The sequence below is a fragment of the Desulfosarcina widdelii genome (assembly GCF_009688965.1).
Classification (GTDB): Bacteria; Desulfobacterota; Desulfobacteria; order Desulfobacterales; family Desulfosarcinaceae; genus Desulfosarcina; species Desulfosarcina widdelii.
In genome coordinates, this window is sequence record NZ_AP021875.1 from 5111863 (window position 1) to 5129036 (window position 17174).

Here is a 17174-nt window from a genome sequence, read left to right on the forward strand (position 1 = left end):
GGTGAGCGGGTAGTCACCATTCCCATGGCGTCCTTTGCTCGACGGGGCGTTCTTACCAGTGGTTGTCACAGGGGCCGGGGCATCGAAGATGGAAACCTATCACAAGTCAGTGTTCACGCGCATTCCCGAAGAAAAGCAGCGGCGAATTCTGGATGCTGGCATATCCGAATTTGCCGCCAGGGGGTTCCCCGGTGCCAACATCAACGTCATCGCCCGCAAGGCCGGCATCAGCATCGGTTCCATGTACAAGTATTTCGGCTCCAAGGAGGACCTGTTTCTGACGATCATCGAGCAGGCCCATGGGTTGCTGGCCAGTGCCCTGGAGGAGATCGACGGGTCGTCCGGCGACATTTTCGAGAAGATCGAGAAGATGGTGCGGGCCGCCCAGAACTATGCCAGGCAATATCCGGAGCTGCATCAGATCTACCTGGACATGACTTCCGAGGGGCTCTCGCATTTGTCCAGAAAATTATCGGGCAAAATGGAAACCGTATCGGTGAATTTTTACGAAAGGATGATCCGGGAGGCCATGGCGCAGGGTCTAATCGACAGTCGGCAAAATCCTCGCTGGATCGCCCTGTTTATCGACAACCTGATTCTTATGCTTCAGTACTCCTACACGTCCGATTACTTCAAGGAGCGCATGAAAATTTTTCTCGGACCGAACGCCCTGGACGACGATGAGAAGATGGCTGCCAGTCTGCTGCAATTTATTCACGGCGCCCTTAAAGGGGAGGGTTCGTTGAAGTAGCCTTCAAAAACCCATCTTTTCGGGGGGCCTGCGTTCAGGCACGTACTGCTTTTCGATTTTCCCCTCGTTCCACTCCTTGGAAACGTAAAGGTTGCAGTAGCAGGAACCGAATTCGGCCACATCGGGTTCCCGGTAGACGCAGGGGCAGATAATATCGCGGTCCTTCTCCCGGTCTTCAGCGGCCAGGCGGCAAGGGCAGGCCATATAGCCATAGCGGTCCTTGTTGATCAGCAGTGCATCCAACAGTTCCATGACCCGCTCGTGGTCGTTGGAGAAATAATACCCCTTCGGCTCATGGATTTTTCTCAGTTTCTCGTACAGCTCACTGGTATCCATTACAGTCCCAGCGCCTCCTTGATTTTATCTTCTTTATAGCCCACGACGACCGTATCCCCGATAACCACGGTGGGAAACGAACACCTCGGGTTGAATTTTTTAACATCTTCCAATATCGCTTTGCGTTCTTCCCCTTCCAGCAGGTCGACATCCACAAAATCGTAATGAACGGTGCATTCGTCCAGAAGCCGTTTGGTTGCCTTGCAGTGGCTGCAGGTGCTCAGGGAGAATATTTTTACGGGTTTGTCAGACATGTTACCATCCTTTCCGTAGATATGAGGCGTAGAGAACCAGTATCAGCGCCCATTGGGTCAAAAGTGGTCGGCAAGACCTCTACATTAAAGATCCACCGGGGATCGGTCAAGGGAAAACCGTTTCCCCCGACTATAAATGCGAATTTAGCGAATCATTCCTGTATGTTTTGTATACGGATAATATTTTTTCGATAAAAACGGTCAAGAATTTGAATCGGGTCTTGACAGGCAGGAATAATTTAATTAATGAAAATAGTAATTATTCCTGATAAGAATAAAGAGGCACCGATTCGGACAACCCTGCCCGATCAGGATTTTAGAAAGATTGAAGCCATTACATCCAGGCGAGGCAATATCTCTCATCGTCAACAGCCTATCGCCGAAAACCTAAAGTTAACCTTTCCACGAAGGAGGGAACATGGTCGAGAAAGCCAAAAAAGAGCTTAACATCAAGGATATCACGATTTGTGACGCCACGCAGCAGATGCTCGCCAAAGCGCGCCGCGAAGGTGTGGAGACCGCGTTCGATCGTGCGGCGAACATGAAAGCCTGCCCCATCGGTGCCGATTCGGCCTGCTGCAAGCACTGCGCAATGGGGCCGTGCCGACTCAATGCCAAGGATCCATATGGAAAGGTCGGTGTTTGCGGCGCCACCATTGATACTATCCAGGCCCGTAATTTTGCCCGCATGGTGGCATCCGGTGCCGCTGCCCACACTGACCACGGCATGGCTATGGTGGATCTGTTCCGCGAGGTGGTCAACGGTCACATCAAAGAATACCGGATCAAGGATGTCAACAAACTGGTCCAGGTGGCCGAGTCCATCGGAATCGAAACCGAGGATCGTTCGGTAAAGGAAATCGCCACCGATTTGTATAAGGAATTGGAGCGAACCTACACCCAGGTGGAAGGCGAGATTCCCTTTGCCAAACGTGTTCCGGAAAAAACCCTGGAGGTGTGGCGCAAAATGGGAATCGTTCCCCGCGGTGCCATGCGTGAGATCATGGAATTGATGCATCGCACGCACATTGGTGTGGATCAGCATTACGAAAACATCACCAAGCAGAGCAGCCGCACTGCGCTGGCCGATGGCTGGGGTGGCTCCATGGTGGCCACCGAAATTTCTGACATCCTTTTCGGCACCCCCACCCCGATTGCGGTGGATGTGAACATGGGCGTGCTCAAAGAAGACCAGGTCAACGTGATCGTCCACGGTCACGAGCCCAACATGTTCGAATCCATGCTGGTCTCCGTCAACGAGCCTTCCCTGGTCCAGGCGGCCAAGGATGCCGGTGCCCAGGGAATCAACCTGGTGGGCATGTGCTGTTCCGGCGCCGAAATGATGTCCCGCCACGGCGTACCCCATGCCGGCAACTTCATGTCCACCGAGGCGATTCTCGTCACCGGTGCCGTGGATGCCATGTGCGTGGACATCCAGTGTATCAAGCAGGGCCTGGTCAGTGTGGCCGACTGCTACAAAACACCGTTGATCACCACCAATACGCGCGCCCATATCGAAGGCGCCACGCATATCGAATTCGACGATCACGAACCTCAGAAATGTACCGACGAAGTGGTGATCAAGGCGATCCAGCGCTTCAAAAACCGAACCGCAGCTATCGAGATTCCCGATATCCGCAACACCGGAATCCACGGCTTTTCCCATGAGTATATCAACTACATGCTGGGCGGTTCCTTCCGGGCATCCTACGCACCGTTGAACGACAACATCATCAACGGCCGCATCCGCGGTGTGGCCGGTGTCGTCGGCTGCACCAATCCGAGGATCAAACAGGATTGGGCGCATGTGGAACTGGTCAAGGAACTGATCAAGAAAGATGTGCTCGTGCTGCAGACCGGTTGTTCCCAGATTTCCCTGGCCAAAGAGGGTTTTCTGACGCCGGAAGCGGCCTACCTGGCTGGTCCGGGTCTGAAGGAGGTCTGTGAAACTGTCGGGATGCCTCCGGTGCTTGGATTAGGCTCCTGTGTGGACAACAGCCGTATCCTCATCGCCGCTTCTGAAATGGTGCGGGTGGGCGGATTGGGCAACAGCATCGCAGACCTGCCGGCAGCGGGTGCAGCCCCGGAATGGATGAGCGAGAAGGCCATCTCCATCGGCCAGTATTTCGTCGCTTCCGGTGTGTATACGGTCTTCGGAACCACTTTTCCCATCGTCGAAGAGACCAAGTTCCACAAGCTGCTTTTCGACGGACTGGAGCAGCAGGGATTGGGCAAGTGGGGATTCAGTGCCGATCCGTACGAAATGGCCCGCATGATGGTTGACCACATCGACAAGAAACGAAAAGCCCTGGGCATCGACAAGTCCCGAGAGCGTGTGCTCATGGATATGTCCGACCGGCGTGACATCGAAGCCGCCTGATCGGCGCAGCAATCAAGCGAACAATAACGAAAGGGGCTCGATATCGAGCCCCTTTTTTCGTCTCCAAACAAGTCCCGCTAAATTTAATCTTCCTTCATTAATTCAGGATGGTCGCCCAAAAACCGGTATAAGGTGGCCCGGCCGACGCCCAGAACTTTGGATGCCTTGGCCTTGTTGCCCCCGGTCTTTTTCAGGGCGGCTTTGACCGATTCGACATCGAGTTTTCGCGAGGGACCTCGTTTGGGTTTTTCAATGCAAACGTCCCTCAATTCCAGCGGCAGGTCCTCCGGCTGGATAATTTTTCCCCTGCAGCGAACGATGGCGAATTGAACAGCATTTTGCAGTTCGCGTACGTTGCCCGGCCATGCGTAGTCCATGAGGCTGTTAAGGGCCTCCCGGGAGATGCGTACCGGCCGCTGTCCTTTGATTTTGGGGGCTTTAGATAGAAAGTGATCCACCAGCAGGGGAATATCGGACTTGCGCTCCCGGATCGGAGGGATGTGGATGGGAATGACGTTGAGGCGGTAAAACAGGTCTTCCCGAAAGCTGCCCTTCTGGACCTCTTTTTTAAGGTCTTTGTTGGTTGCACTGATTACGCGAACATTTACGGAGACGGTTTTTTCCCCGCCCACTTTTTCAAAGGTGCCTTCCTGAAGGAAACGCAGAAGTTTTACCTGCAGCATTTTGGGCAGTTCGGCGATTTCATCCAGAAAAATAGTGCCGTTGTTCGCAAGCTCGAAACGGCCTTTTTTGTCCCGGATGGCGCCCGAAAAAGCGCCTTTGACATGCCCGAAAAGTTCGCTTTCAATGAGACCTTCAGGGAGAGCGCCGCAGTTGATTGGGACGAAGGGGTGTCCGCCGCGCAGACTCTCGCTGTGGATGGCATTGGCCACCAGTTCCTTGCCGGTGCCGGTTTCGCCGGAGATGTGAACCGGATAATCGTAGCCGGAAACGTCCTTGATCTGGCGGAACACTTCGACCATTTTATCGTCGCAGCCGATGATGTTGGAAAACCCGGTCATTTCCTTGGTTTTGAGCTGCAATTCGAAAAGATCGGTAACGTCCCTGAACGTGGCCAGCACGCCGATCTGGCGGTCGTCGCTGTCGCGCATCATGGTCGCGGTCATTTCGATCCGCCGGATCTCACCGTCGCGTGTTGAGATGTTGACAGGATACTCGGCCGTGTCGAGAAAAAGGGGCGGACCGTCACAAAAAGAGCAACGACTGCCGCAAAACGGGCTTCCGAAGGCCTCGTGGCAATCCTTGCCGAGAACTTCCTCCCGGCGATATCCGGTAACTTTTTCAGCGGTTCGATTGAAATAGAAGATGCGGCGCTCCAGATCGTGGGCGATAATGCCTTCCTTCAAATTGTCCAGAATCCGCTCCAAATTTTTATGGATGGAAAAAATATTGTCTATGGTCGGGGTGCTCATACTCGCTCTGCGCTTGATTTAAATTCGGAACTGTCTGGAATTGAGATGGAATTTATCCACGATCAGGAAACAGGCGCAGAATAGCACCAATGCTTAAAATGTTCAACCATTCCGGTTTCTATCGACAAAGTTGATTGGTCGACTGCAGAGTCCTATAGATAAATACAATTAAAGATCGATCCGAGATAGAAAATTAAACTTTGACATTTGTTTGCGTGCCAATTAGTGAGTATATTCTTATTTTAAACTCATCAAAAGTAATCGTTGTATGCTCTCCTTATATCGCCACATAGGCTTTACCTGAGAGATTCGGAATTGGCTGCCCGTGCTGGCAGGCCGGCGGTAAAGCGATTGGTGGCGGCACATAGAAAGCTTCCTTTCTTTTTGCCCCTGTAACGACCGTCCCAAGAGGTTTTTTGAGCAATCTCCGCGAGAGGTGCGTTGCCCCATTTGTTCGGCAGTCTCGCACATCTGCGGGTAAAGATACGATAGGCTCTGCCTTACAATGCAGATTCTAAGTTGCGACAGGGAGAAAATAAGCATGAAAGAAAATGTGAATGGTTCCGTTTTGATCGTTGGCGGAGGAATTGCAGGCATGCAAAGCGCCCTGGATCTGGCAAACTCCGGCTACTATGTCTACCTCCTTGAAAAATCCCCGGCCATCGGCGGGGTGATGGCCCAACTGGACAAGACCTTCCCCACCAACGATTGCGCCATGTGCATTATGAGTCCGATTCTGGTGGAAGTCGGCCGGCATGTGAACATTGAACTCATCACCTATGCGGATCTGGAACGGGTCGATGGTAATCCGGGTAATTTTCATGTCACCATCAATAAACGGGCTGCGTACATCGATGCCGACTTGTGCACCGGCTGCGGGGAATGTTCACAGAACTGCCCGGTTTCCCTGCCCGACGAGTACAACCTGAGCCTCATTGACCGCAAGGCCACCTACAAACAGTATGCCCAGGCCATTCCCATCAATTATACCATCCAGAAAGTCGACAAGGCGCCCTGCCGTCTGGCCTGTCCGGCGGGGATCAACGTCCAGGGCTACGTGCAGATGGTGGGTCAGGGCAAATACGAAGAGGCCCTTTCCATCATCATGGAAGACCTGCCCCTGCCCGGCGTGCTGGGCCGCATCTGTCCCCATGGCTGCGAGGACGCCTGCCGCCGCTGCGAGGTGGACCAGCCCGTGGCCATCCGCGACCTGAAGCGCCTGGCCGCCGACCAGTTCGATGCCCGCAATATCGAGATCCCCATGGCGGAAAAGCGCGACGAGCGCGTGGCCATCATCGGCAGCGGCCCGGCCGGACTTTCCGCGGCCTATCAGCTGGCCCGCCGGGGCATCATGAGTACGATCTACGAAGCCCTGCCCAAGGCCGGCGGCATGCTGCGGGTGGGCATCCCGGATCACCGCCTGCCGCCCGAGGTGCTGGACCGGGACATCGAGATCATCACCAACCTGGGCGTGGAGATCAAAACCGATACCCCGCTGGGCGGGGACCTGACCGTGGACAGCCTGTTCGACCAGGGGTTCAAGGCGGTCTATCTGGCCCTGGGCGCCCACAAGGGCATCACCCTGGGCGTACCCGGCGAACAGGCCGATGGCGTGCGCCAGGGCGTGGACTTTCTGCGGGAGGTCAACCTCACCGGCAAGGCTCCGGTGGGCAAGCACGTGGCCATCGTCGGCGGCGGCAACGTGGCCATCGACGTGGCCCGCTCGGCGGTGCGCCTGGGTGCCGAGACGGTCCAGATCGTCTACCGCCGGACCCGTGCCGAAATGCCGGCCTGGGAAGAAGAGATCCAGGCCGCCGAGACCGAAGGCGTCTCTTTGACCTACCTGGCCGCGCCCCAGGAGATCCTGGTCACGGACGGCAAGGTTTCCGGCATGCGCTGCATCCGCATGGAGCTGGGCGAACCGGACTCTTCCGGCCGCCGGCGTCCCGTGCCGGTGCCGGGCAGCGAATACGATCTTGAGATCGACCAGCTGATTCCGGCCATCGGTCAGCGTCCGGACCTGTCTTGCATCGACGAGGTCGATGGGCTGGAGTTCACCCGCTGGAGCACCACCGAAGTGGATCCCATCACTTACGCCACCGGCCGCGAAGGCGTCTTTGCCGGCGGCGATCTGCAGACCGGTCCCTGGGTGGCCATCGGGGCCATTGCCGCGGGCAAGGAGGCGGCCGAATCCATCGTGCGCTACCTGGACGGGGCCGACATGGCCGCGGGCCGGGAGCCCATCGAGCGGGAAGACCCGGTCTACCGTCCGGTGCCCGAAGGCGAGCCAGCCAAGGCCCGCGCCAGGGTCCGCGAGCTTGAACCCGAAGCCCGCCGGGGCAACTTCGACGAAGTGGAGCTGGGCCTGGACGAGGAAGCCGGCAAGGCCGAAGCCCAGCGCTGCCTGAACTGCGGCTACTGCTGCGAATGCTACCAGTGCGTGGAGGCCTGCGGGGCCGGGGCCGTCACCCTGGAAACCCACCAGATGAAGGATCGCAAGATCGCCTTGGATGTGGGTTCGGTGATCCTCTCCCCCGGTTTCACGCCCTATAATCCGTCCGGGCTCGATTTCTACGCCTACGACAAAAACCCCAATGTGATGACTTCCATCGAGTTTGAGCGCATTCTGGGCGCCTCCGGACCCACCACCGGCCATCTGGTGCGCCTGTCCGACCACAAGGAGCCCAAGAAGATCGCCTGGCTGCAATGCGTGGGATCGCGGGACCAGAATCGCTGCGACAATGCCTACTGCTCGTCGGTCTGCTGCATGTACGCCATAAAAGAGGCCGTCATCGCCAAGGAACACTCGGCCCAGCCCCTGGACTGCGCCATTTTCTACATGGACATGCGCACCCACGGCAAGGACTTCGAGCGGGCCTACAACGACGCCAAGGGGAAGCACGGCATCCGCTTCGTCCGCAGCCGGGTGCACACCGTGGATACCGTACCGGGAACGCAGGATGTCCTGGTGCGCTACGTGCTCGAAGATGGCCAAACGGTTCAAGAGCAGTTCGACATGTTGATCCTCTCGGTGGGCCTGGAAATATCCCGGGACCTGGTCGATCTGGCCGAGAGGCTCGAGATTTCACTCACGCCCGGTAAATTCTGCGCCACCTCCAGCTTCTCGCCGGTGGCCACATCGAAGCCCGGCGTCTTTGTCTGCGGCGCCTTCCAGGGGCCGCGAGACATCCCCCAGTCGGTGGTCGATGCCAGTGCCGCTGCGGTGGCGGCAGGAGAACTGCTCAGCGACGCCAAGTTCACCCTTACCAAAACCAAAGAAACGGTTCCCCAGATCAACGTGGCCGGGGAACGGCCGCGGGTAGGCGTGTTCGTCTGCCATTGCGGCATCAACATCGGCGGCATCGTGGATGTGCCTGCGGTTCGGGACTACGCGGCCACGCTGCCCTACGTGGAATACGTGGCCGACAACCTTTACACCTGCTCCCAGGACACCCAGGACATCATGACCGAGATCATCGCCGAGAAAAAACTCAACCGGGTCGTGGTGGCCGCCTGCACCCCCAAAACTCACGAACCGCTCTTTCAGGAAACCCTGATCAACGCGGGTCTCAACAAATACCTGTTCGAGTTCGTCAACATCCGCAACCACGACTCCTGGGTGCATCGCAACAATCCGGATCTGGCCACGGCCAAGGCCAACGATCTGGTTCGCATGGCCATTGCCAAGGTGGCCCTGATGGAACCGTTGGAAGAGGCCGAGTTGACCATCGGACAGTCGGCCATGGTCATCGGCGGCGGCATTTCCGGTATGGCCGCGGCCCTGAGTCTGGCCAATCAAGGTTATGAAACCCATCTCGTGGAGCAGACCGACCGGCTCGGCGGACAGGCCCTGAATCTCTTCCGCACCGCCGACGGAGAAGACATCGGCGCCCGACTGCGCCAGATGGTGGCCGACGTGGAGCAGAACAATAACATTCGTGTGCATTATGATTCGACCCTGAGCCAGGTGGACGGTTTTGTCGGCAGCTTCGTTTCCACCTTGAACGCCAAAGACGCTGAGACCTCCGTCGATCACGGAGTCACCGTCATCGCCACCGGCGCGCAGGCCCTGGTTCCCAATGAATACGGCTACGGCAGCAGTTCGAAAATTCTCACCAGCTTGGAACTGGATCGCCGGTTCATCGAAAAAGATTCGGCTCTCGATGCCATGGGCACGGCGGTTTTCATCCAGTGTGTAGGATCGCGGGAGACGGAGCGGCCCTACTGCAGCCGGGTCTGCTGCACCCATTCCATCGACAATGCCCTGCTGCTCAAACAGCGCAATCCGAAAATGAACGTGTTTATCCTCTACCGCGACATCCGCACCTATGGCGAGCGGGAGTACTTGTACAAGGAGGCGCGTGAGAAGGGGATCATTTTCATTCGCTATCAGGTCGATGACAAGCCGCAAGTCAAGGTGGACAGGGATACGGTCAGCGTGACGGTGAAGGATCATGTGCTCGGCCGTCCCATTGAAATCGAGACCGACTTGTTGACCCTGGCAACGGCCATCGTCCCCCCCAACAACGAAGCCCTGGCCCAGTTTTTCAAGATTCCGGTCAATGACGACGGCTTTTTCGTGGAGAAGCACGCCAAGCTGGGGCCATCGGACTTTGCCACCGACGGGGTGTTCCTCTGCGGGCTGGCCCACTATCCCAAACCCATCGACGAGGCCATTGCCCAGGGCAAGGCCGCGGCTTCTCGGGCCACGACGCTGTTGGCCCAAAAATCAATCAATACCAGCGGTCAGGTTGCCAAGACCGATCCGATGCTGTGCAGCGCCTGCGGGGTGTGCGTGTCCATCTGCCCCTATTCGGCGCCTTCGTTTATCGATGCCGAGGCGCGCATGCATGCGGGTAAGGCCCAGATCAATCCCGTGCTTTGCAAGGGCTGCGGCCTGTGCGTGGCCGCTTGCCGGTCCGGGGCCATTCATTTGAAGGGCTTCGACAATGACCAGATCTTTGCGCAGATATTCGAGCTTAACCAAGCGGTATAGTGCCCATCCAGAAACGGACAATTTGCCCGATATCGGCGTTGCCCAAAAAATTTTATCCTCGGAATATCGACTATATGCCTCCGGTAAAATTTTTCGGGCGCCTTGATCTCGACCAAATTTACCTGTTTCTGGAAGCGCACCAAAAACACGTATTTCAATTTGGAGAAAGACTATGAATGTTGATTCTTGGGAACCCAAAATTGTGAGTTTTTTCTGTAACTGGTGTACCTATGGTGCCGCCGACCTGGCCGGCGTGAGCCGCTTCCAGCATCCCCCCAACACGCGGGTGATCCGGGTGCCATGCTCGGGGCGCGTCAGCCCCAAATTCATTCTGGCCGCGTTCATGAACGGTGCCGACGGGGTGTGGGTGTCCGGGTGCCATCCTGGAGACTGTCACTACATCGAAGGAAATTTATACGCCCGACGCCGGTTCACCCTTTTAAAGAACCAGATGGAATATATGGGTCTGGAACCCGGCCGGCTGCACTTCTCATGGATATCGTCGGCCGAAGCCTCGAAGTACATTGAAGTCATTACCGAGGTGATCGACGCGGTCCGCGCCCTGGGCCCGAACACCCGATTTGTCAAACCACAGGCGAAGGTAGCGTAACATGTTAGGATACAGCGAAAAAATGAGGGAGATTGCCGGTCGCCTTCTCAGCGAGTGCAGTGTGGAGATGGTCATCGGATTTCGCAAAGGGACGATGCCGATGATGAACGAGCCGTGCTTCGTGACCCGGGAGGAAGACGTTTCCTCCCTGATCTGGGACAGCAACTGCGGCATCAACCTGGCGAACTACCTGACCAACCGCAAGGAGAAGATCGCGGTCTTCGCCAAGGGCTGCGATTCGCGCAACATCGTCAACCACATCGTCGAGAACAAGATCGGGCGCGATCAGCTGCACATCGTCGGCGTGCCCTGCACGGGCATGATCGACAGGCGCAGGATCGCTTCCCTGGTGGAGGGTGAGATCCTGGAGGTCTCCGAGACCGACACCACGGTCAAGGTCAAAACCGCGGCCGCAGAGAGCCTGTTCGACAAGGCCGAGGTGCTGCAGCAAAACTGTGCGTTGTGCATCCACCGCAATCCGGTGATCCATGACGAAATGGTGGCCGATCCGGTCGAAGAGCAAAAGGACATCGACCGCTACGCGGACATCCGCAAGATCGAGGAGATGGACGCCGCGGACAAGTGGCAGTTTTTCGAGGACCTGTTGTCCCCGTGCATTCGCTGCTACGCCTGCCGCAATGCCTGTCCGTTGTGCTACTGTCCCACCTGTTTCGTGGACGAGTCCAAGCCCCAGTGGGTGGGCAAGGGCCAGGACCCCATCGACGTGCGCACCTTCCATTTTCTGCGGGCCTATCACTGCGCCGGCCGCTGCACCGACTGCGGGGCCTGCCAGCGGGCCTGTCCGGTAGGCATCGACATGCGGATTTTGACCCGCAAACTGGAAAAAGACTGCCAGGAGCAGTTCGGCTGGGAAGCCGGTCTCTCTCTGGAACAGCGTCCGGCCCTGGATGTTTATCAGCCCAATGACCCCGGGGCTTTTATCAAATAAAGGATGAACGCTATGACGCTCGTTGCAATCGACAAAAAGAACTGGGCCGAGGGATTGACGGCGGCGGCCGACAGCTACCGGCTGTTCGGGCCGGTCAAGGAAAAGGACTGCCACCAGTTCAAGGCCTTGGAAAAAGGGCAGGCCCCGGATCTGGACATGGTCAACACCCGCCTGTCGCCCAAAGAACTGTTGTTTCCCCAGTCCGAGGTGATGCTCGAATACTCCCTGGACGAAAGCCGGGACGACCACCACATCATGAAGGAGGCGGCCAAGGATTATTCGCCCAGGGCCGTGGTGGGCATCCGGCCCTGCGACGCCAAGGCCGTTCAACTGGTGAAACTGAACTTCGACACCCCGGACGTCAAGGACCCTTACTGGCTGCGGGCCTTCGAGGCGACCACCTTCATCGGCATGGCCTGCGACGCGCCGCTGTCCACCTGCTTTTGCACCAGCACCGGCTGCGGACCTTATAACGCGGAGGGTCTGGACATTCTCGTGGCAGCCCACGACGACGGCTACCTGGCCAAAATATTCACCGAAAAAGGCCAGGCCTTTGCCGATGCGGCCGGCTGGAACCAGGCCACGCCCGAGGCGGCGGATGCCTTCATGGCGGCCAAGCAGGCCGCCGAGGCCAAAATCGTCTCCTCGGTGCCGACCGACAAGCTGGCCGATACGGATCTGCTGGCCCTGCACGGAGCGCCGTTCTGGGACGATCTGGCCTTTGCCTGCCTGAACTGCGGGACCTGTACCTTCACCTGCCCCACCTGCTGGTGCTTCGACATCCAGGACGAGGTGCACGGTACGTCCGGCGTGCGCACGAAGAACTGGGACAGCTGCATGTTCCCCATATTCACCGTGCATACCACCGGCCACAATCCGAGGGACACCAAAACCCAGCGCGTGCGCCAGCGGTTCATGCACAAGCTCAAGTACTTCGTGGACAAGTACCAGGCCGGTATCATGTGCGTGGGCTGCGGCCGGTGTGTGCGCCAGTGCCCGGTCAACATCGACATCCGCCGGGTGTGCGAAAAGATGAACAGTTTTGCGCCGGCAGACGCCTGCGTTGCGCAGAGCTAGGGAGATAAACAATGCAAAATCCATATTTACCCTATCCGGTCCGCATCGACGACATCACGGTCGAGGCCGAAGACAAGAGCCTGAAGACCTTCAAGTTCGTCTTTCTCAACGACGGTGACGAGGAAAAATACGCATACAAGGCCGGCCAGTTCGGCGAACTCTCCATTCCCGGCAAGGGCGAGATCCCCATCGGCATCGCCTCGTCCCCGGTGGAAAAGGGGTTCGTCAAGTTCACCGTCAACCGCGCCGGGGTGGTCACCACCCACCTGCACAACATGAAGGTCGGAGACATCATGGGCCTGCGGGGGCCTCTGGGCAACTGGTATCCCTGGGAACTTCTGGAGGGCAAGAACATCCTCATCGTGGGCGGCGGGTTCGCCTTCACCACCTTGCGTTCGTCCATCGTCTACATGCTGGACCCGGCCAACCGGCCCAGGTTCGGCAACATCGACGTGGTCTACGGGGCCAGATCTCCGGGCATGCTTTTGTACAAGGACGAACTGGTGGAGTGGGAAAAGCGCGATGACATCAACATGCACATCACCGTGGATGCCACCGACGATCCGGACTGGAAATACAACGTGGGGTTCGTGCCGCCGATCACCGAGCAGAAAGCGCCCTCGGGCGGAGACGACACCTATGCCATCGTCTGCGGCCCGCCGATCATGATCAAATTCACCCAGCCGGTACTGGAAAAGCTTGGCTACGCCCACGACCACATCATCATGAGCCTGGAAAACCGGATGAAATGCGGGTTCGGGATGTGCGGCCGCTGCGGCATCGGCAAGGAACTGGTCTGCAAGGACGGACCGGTCTTCACCCTGGATCAGATCAACAAGACCCCCCGGGAATATTGATCAGCAGGCTTTGCCCATAGGACAGGCCGGATACCGGCACACCTTACAGTTCAGACAAAAGCCGCCCACGGCCAGACGTGCCAAATCCCGCTCGTCGAGCCGTTCGCCGGCCAGCAGGCGGGGCAGCACCAAGTCGAAGATGGTGGTTTCGTGGTAGATGCCGCAGGCAGGTATCCCGACGATGGGCATGTCCCCGATGTAGGCCAACTGGAACATGGCGCCGGGCAGCACCGCTGATCCGTAATACAAGGTGTCCACGCCGGCCTCCCGGATACCGTGACGGGTCACGTCGTCGGGATCCACCGACATGCCGCCGGTGGTAACGATCATGTCCGTGTCGGCTTTTGAAAACTGGCGAACGGTAGCGGCGATGCGTTCAGCGTCATCGGGCAGGATTACGGTTTCCAGGAGGGATGCGCCAAAGGCGGTCAATTTTTTTTTGACGATGGCTTCGAAGCGGTCTTCGATCAGTCCGTCATAGACCTCGCTGCCGGTGATGAGCAACCTGATTTTTTTGCGGTGATAGGTTTTGATGCTGAAAATTGGGGCCTGATCCTGGGCTATCGCCACGGCCCGGTTAAGGGCTTCACGTTCGATCACCAGGGGAATGGCCCGGGTTCCGGCCACCTTCTGACCGCGGGTGACCGGCACGTTGTTGTGCATGGCGGCGCACATGACATCCGGAACCAGATTGAACTCCACCAAACCCCGGGTATTGACTTTGAGCAGTCCATCGTAAGCTGCCGTGAGCTGCAGCTTCCCTTCTTTGGGATCATTGCCGAAACTGACCCCGGGTCCGGCCAGTGCCGCGGCCAGTTCCATCACCGCGTCATCCTCATGGACCTGCCCCTCTTTCAAATCGAGAACATACAGGTGGCGTTTGCCCAGCCGCATGAGATGGCAGACATCCTGTTCCTGAACCTGATGCCCCCGTCGAAAAGAGGGCCCTTTGAATTCGCCGGGGCGGATCTCGGTAATGTCGTGGGCCAGGCGTGTTCCAATCGCTTCTTCGATTTTAATTTTGGTCATGCCGCCATTTGGTTGAGGGGCGTCCTGGGATTTGTACATGGAGTTTTCCTTCCATCGATAGGAATGTTGCGCTTCAGGCGATTTTCCGGCGTTCTTCGTCTTCCAGTTCCTGGTAGAACGATCCGTAGGCACAGGACCGGCAGAGCACCCGGTCGTTGAGCAGGACTTCCTTTTTGTCCCTGACCATGGCGCCGCAGGCTTCGCAGTGGACTTTGAACCGCGAGGGGCCCGGCATGTCGTGGATGGGCACGTTTACCCGGACCGGGGTCACCTTGAACAGAACCTCGTCAGGCATTTTGATGTAGCCTTCGATCTGCTGCTGGCGTTTATCGGTGCAGCCCGAAGAAGTGTACACATGGGCCAGATCACGGGACGTTTCGGTGGAGACAATGCGAAACGCAACGCCGGTTTCCAGGTTGACGAAGGTGGCGGCCATGATCCCGTTGTCGATGAATTTCAGGGATCGCCGGCCCAGCTTGACGCCGGTGACATAAGCGATGGCATCCGTGGCGCAGCGGTCGATCTCCACGTAGACAATCAGTTTTTTGATCTGGGGCAGCTCACGGGGATTGTCCAGGCCGATGAGCCGGCAGCCCAGCATGGCCATGCGTACGCCCACCACCTGACCGGGGCACAGGTGCCCGTGGGCCTCGGCCGAACCTTGCAGGAGGGTATTGAAATCATCCATAATGCTTTACCTGACATATATGTTAGATTGAGCATAACAACCGGCCGTAAAAACGCCGTTTCCCCGGATGGGATCGGCGGTAGCCGGCAACGTGGTCGATACTGAACCTCTTATAGCACATCATTTTATAACTGCAAGGGGAAATTGGCGAGGCGGGAACAGGCGCCGGCGATCCGGAACGGGGAAGATTTAGAACATATTCTCGCTCAGAAAAAATGGCCTTTTGTAAACGTCCATTTTCTGGTTAAATAGCCTCCTGGCTGGATTTCAGGGCTTGTCATCAAGCCAGGTGTCCTTATTTTTAGGATTCGACCCAACACCCGGCAGACAAAAGCGAACAGCGCTGCCGGTGGATAAGGAGCTGTTATTGAAAAACGCGAATCCCCTCTGGAAATTTTTCTGTTCTGTCAAACTGACTGTAGTTCTGCTGCTGTCGCTGGCATTCACGTCCGTCATCGGCACCGTCATCCCCCAGAATGAAAGTCCGGATGTTTACCTGCAAGCTTACGGTGCCTTCCGCTACCAGTTGCTGAGTGCCCTTGGCATTTTCGATATGTATCATTCCTGGTGGTTTCAGGGCTTGCTGCTCCTGTTGACCGTCAATATCGTGGTTTGTTCTATCGATCGGTTGCAGGGAAGCTGGAAGGTCATTTTCAACCGTAATCCGCGGGTGAATCCTCAGCGCTTCAGCAAGCGCTCCGATGCTCGCAGCTTTACTGACAAGCGCGATGTCGACGAACTGGTCAAGGCCTACGAGCCGGTGATCGCCCGCCGATTCGGATATTGCCGGGTCACCCGCGCCGACGGCGGCGCCGCGATTTACGGGGAAAAGGGGCGCCTGTCCCGTCTGGGCGTCTATATCGTTCATCTGAGCGTGATTTTTCTGCTCGTCGGCGGCCTGGTAGGCTCCTTTTTCGGCTTTGAAGGGTTTGTCAACATTCCCGAAGGAGAGGCCACGGATACCATTCGCCTGCGAAACACCGGTGCGATCCATCGCCTCGATTTTCAGATCCGTTGCGACGACTTCAATCTGGAACTATACGAAAATGGCGCGCCCAAGGAGTATCGCTCCTCCCTGTCTATCGTCGAAGGGGGCCGGGCGGTCAAACAGAAAGATATTGTCGTCAACGATCCCATTCGCTACCGGGGGATCAATATATTTCAGTCCAGTTACGGCAAGCTGCCGCCTGAGCACATGGCCCGCGAGAAGACTTCGCCTTCAGGACCCGAGGAGACCTACACACTGAGTTTTACCAGCCGGTCTTCGGGTATGCAGTATACCCAAAAGGCAAAGGTGGGAGAGCCCGTGGAGATCCCCGAGGGGCTGGGGCGCTTCGTCATCATGGCTTACGAATCCACGGCATCGTTTCGCGGGATGGATGTGGGCGAGGCCCTGAAGGGAATTCTCACGCCGCCCGAAGGGGAGCCGGTTGAAGTTCTGCTGCCCTTGAAATTCGGCAATTTCGACAAAATGCGCGGCGGCGAGATCATCATTGCCGTGGAAAACCAGGACCGGGAAAAATTTACGCCCCAGTCATCGGAAACACGCTACTACACCGGCCTTCAGGTGACTCGCGATCCCGGTGTATGGCTGGTCTATTCCGGGTTTATCCTCATGATTGCCGGCTGTTTCGTAACCTTCTATCTCTCCCACCAGCAGGTTTGCCTGGTCATCGAGCCGCTGCGCCAGAGCAGTCGGGTGATCCTTGCCGGCATCGCCAACCGCAACAAGCTGGCCATGAAAAACAGCATTGAGAAGATGTTCGCCGACATGACCGAGCGGCAATAGAGTCCAATGCGATGACGCTTTGACA

Annotated in this window: 14 protein-coding genes; 9 read left to right on the forward strand and 5 right to left on the reverse strand. The window is 57.2% G+C overall.

The features are described from left to right. The first annotated feature begins 88 nt into the window (after positions 1-88). The gene (locus tag GN111_RS23465) at positions 89-751 is read left to right on the forward strand and encodes a TetR/AcrR family transcriptional regulator (protein ID WP_155306090.1); all 663 of its coding nucleotides are present in this window, start codon (positions 89-91) and stop codon (positions 749-751) included. A 3-nt stretch (positions 752-754) separates the two neighbouring features. Here the strand turns inward: GN111_RS23465 and GN111_RS23470 are convergent, their stop codons facing one another. Both GN111_RS23470 and GN111_RS23475 read right to left on the reverse strand, forming a co-directional pair. Then, positions 755-1087, reverse strand: coding sequence for a ferredoxin-thioredoxin reductase catalytic domain-containing protein (locus GN111_RS23470; protein WP_155306091.1), 333 nt, complete (start codon positions 1085-1087; stop codon positions 755-757). After that, positions 1087-1341, reverse strand: a complete 255-nt coding sequence (locus tag GN111_RS23475; RefSeq protein WP_155306092.1) for a glutaredoxin family protein — start codon at positions 1339-1341, stop codon at positions 1087-1089. Before GN111_RS23475 ends, GN111_RS23470 begins: the two co-directional genes overlap by 1 nt. A 246-nt stretch (positions 1342-1587) precedes the next feature. On the opposite strand from GN111_RS23475, the gene GN111_RS23480 reads away from it, so the two are divergent. Together GN111_RS23480 and cooS are read left to right on the forward strand one after the other, a co-directional pair. After that, entirely contained in the window at positions 1588-1788 is a 201-nt protein-coding gene (locus GN111_RS23480; protein ID WP_155306093.1) for a hypothetical protein, read from the forward strand. Further along, complete coding sequence (cooS, locus tag GN111_RS23485; RefSeq protein ID WP_155306094.1) at positions 1760-3721, forward strand: anaerobic carbon-monoxide dehydrogenase catalytic subunit; 1962 nt, start codon at positions 1760-1762, stop codon at positions 3719-3721. Before GN111_RS23480 ends, cooS begins: the two co-directional genes overlap by 29 nt. Positions 3722-3804: 83 nt before the next feature. Here the strand turns inward: cooS and GN111_RS23490 are convergent, their stop codons facing one another. Next, positions 3805-5154 carry a sigma-54 interaction domain-containing protein gene (locus GN111_RS23490; RefSeq protein WP_155306095.1) on the reverse strand — a complete coding sequence of 450 codons (1350 nt, stop codon included), beginning with the start codon at positions 5152-5154 and terminating at the stop codon, positions 3805-3807. A gap of 541 nt (positions 5155-5695) precedes the next feature. Between GN111_RS23490 and GN111_RS23495 the strand changes: the two genes are divergently transcribed. The 5 genes from GN111_RS23495 (at position 5696) to GN111_RS23515 (ending at position 13643) form a co-directional block, all read left to right on the forward strand. Further along, entirely contained in the window at positions 5696-10150 is a 4455-nt protein-coding gene (locus tag GN111_RS23495; RefSeq protein ID WP_155306096.1) for an FAD-dependent oxidoreductase, read from the forward strand. A gap of 172 nt (positions 10151-10322) precedes the next feature. Continuing rightward, positions 10323-10760, forward strand: coding sequence for a hydrogenase iron-sulfur subunit (locus tag GN111_RS23500; protein ID WP_155306097.1), 438 nt, complete (start codon positions 10323-10325; stop codon positions 10758-10760). 1 nt (position 10761) lies between these two features. Next, complete coding sequence (locus GN111_RS23505; RefSeq protein WP_155306098.1) at positions 10762-11709, forward strand: 4Fe-4S dicluster domain-containing protein; 948 nt, start codon at positions 10762-10764, stop codon at positions 11707-11709. 12 nt (positions 11710-11721) lie between these two features. After that, entirely contained in the window at positions 11722-12786 is a 1065-nt protein-coding gene (locus GN111_RS23510; RefSeq protein ID WP_155306099.1) for a 4Fe-4S dicluster domain-containing protein, read from the forward strand. An 11-nt stretch (positions 12787-12797) separates the two neighbouring features. After that, positions 12798-13643, forward strand: a complete 846-nt coding sequence (locus tag GN111_RS23515) for an FAD/NAD(P)-binding protein (protein ID WP_155306100.1) — start codon at positions 12798-12800, stop codon at positions 13641-13643. Here the strand turns inward: GN111_RS23515 and GN111_RS23520 are convergent, their stop codons facing one another. Both GN111_RS23520 and GN111_RS23525 read right to left on the reverse strand, forming a co-directional pair. Continuing rightward, positions 13644-14711, reverse strand: a complete 1068-nt coding sequence (locus GN111_RS23520; RefSeq protein WP_231715540.1) for a molybdopterin-binding protein — start codon at positions 14709-14711, stop codon at positions 13644-13646. Between the two features lie 34 nt (positions 14712-14745). Continuing rightward, positions 14746-15360 (reverse strand): FmdE family protein, encoded by a 615-nt coding sequence (locus GN111_RS23525; protein ID WP_155306101.1) that lies wholly within the window; start codon positions 15358-15360, stop codon positions 14746-14748. A 367-nt stretch (positions 15361-15727) separates the two neighbouring features. Between GN111_RS23525 and resB the strand changes: the two genes are divergently transcribed. Then, positions 15728-17149: a cytochrome c biogenesis protein ResB gene (resB, locus tag GN111_RS23530; protein ID WP_170302430.1), complete on the forward strand. Its 1422-nt coding sequence runs from the start codon at positions 15728-15730 to the stop codon at positions 17147-17149. The last annotated feature ends 25 nt before the right edge of the window (positions 17150-17174 follow it).

Coding starts and splice junctions, on each gene's coding strand:
- GN111_RS23465 (WP_155306090.1), top strand. CDS start 89: ATGGAAACCTATCACAAGTCAGTGTTCACGCGCATTCCCGAAGAAAAG.
- GN111_RS23480 (WP_155306093.1), top strand. CDS start 1,588: ATGAAAATAGTAATTATTCCTGATAAGAATAAAGAGGCACCGATTCGG.
- cooS (WP_155306094.1), top strand. CDS start 1,760: ATGGTCGAGAAAGCCAAAAAAGAGCTTAACATCAAGGATATCACGATT.
- GN111_RS23515 (WP_155306100.1), top strand. CDS start 12,798: ATGCAAAATCCATATTTACCCTATCCGGTCCGCATCGACGACATCACG.
- GN111_RS23505 (WP_155306098.1), top strand. CDS start 10,762: ATGTTAGGATACAGCGAAAAAATGAGGGAGATTGCCGGTCGCCTTCTC.
- GN111_RS23510 (WP_155306099.1), top strand. CDS start 11,722: ATGACGCTCGTTGCAATCGACAAAAAGAACTGGGCCGAGGGATTGACG.
- GN111_RS23520 (WP_231715540.1), bottom strand. CDS start 14,711: ATGTACAAATCCCAGGACGCCCCTCAACCAAATGGCGGCATGACCAAA.
- GN111_RS23525 (WP_155306101.1), bottom strand. CDS start 15,360: ATGGATGATTTCAATACCCTCCTGCAAGGTTCGGCCGAGGCCCACGGG.
- GN111_RS23490 (WP_155306095.1), bottom strand. CDS start 5,154: ATGAGCACCCCGACCATAGACAATATTTTTTCCATCCATAAAAATTTG.
- GN111_RS23495 (WP_155306096.1), top strand. CDS start 5,696: ATGAAAGAAAATGTGAATGGTTCCGTTTTGATCGTTGGCGGAGGAATT.
- GN111_RS23475 (WP_155306092.1), bottom strand. CDS start 1,341: ATGTCTGACAAACCCGTAAAAATATTCTCCCTGAGCACCTGCAGCCAC.
- GN111_RS23500 (WP_155306097.1), top strand. CDS start 10,323: ATGAATGTTGATTCTTGGGAACCCAAAATTGTGAGTTTTTTCTGTAAC.
- GN111_RS23470 (WP_155306091.1), bottom strand. CDS start 1,087: ATGGATACCAGTGAGCTGTACGAGAAACTGAGAAAAATCCATGAGCCG.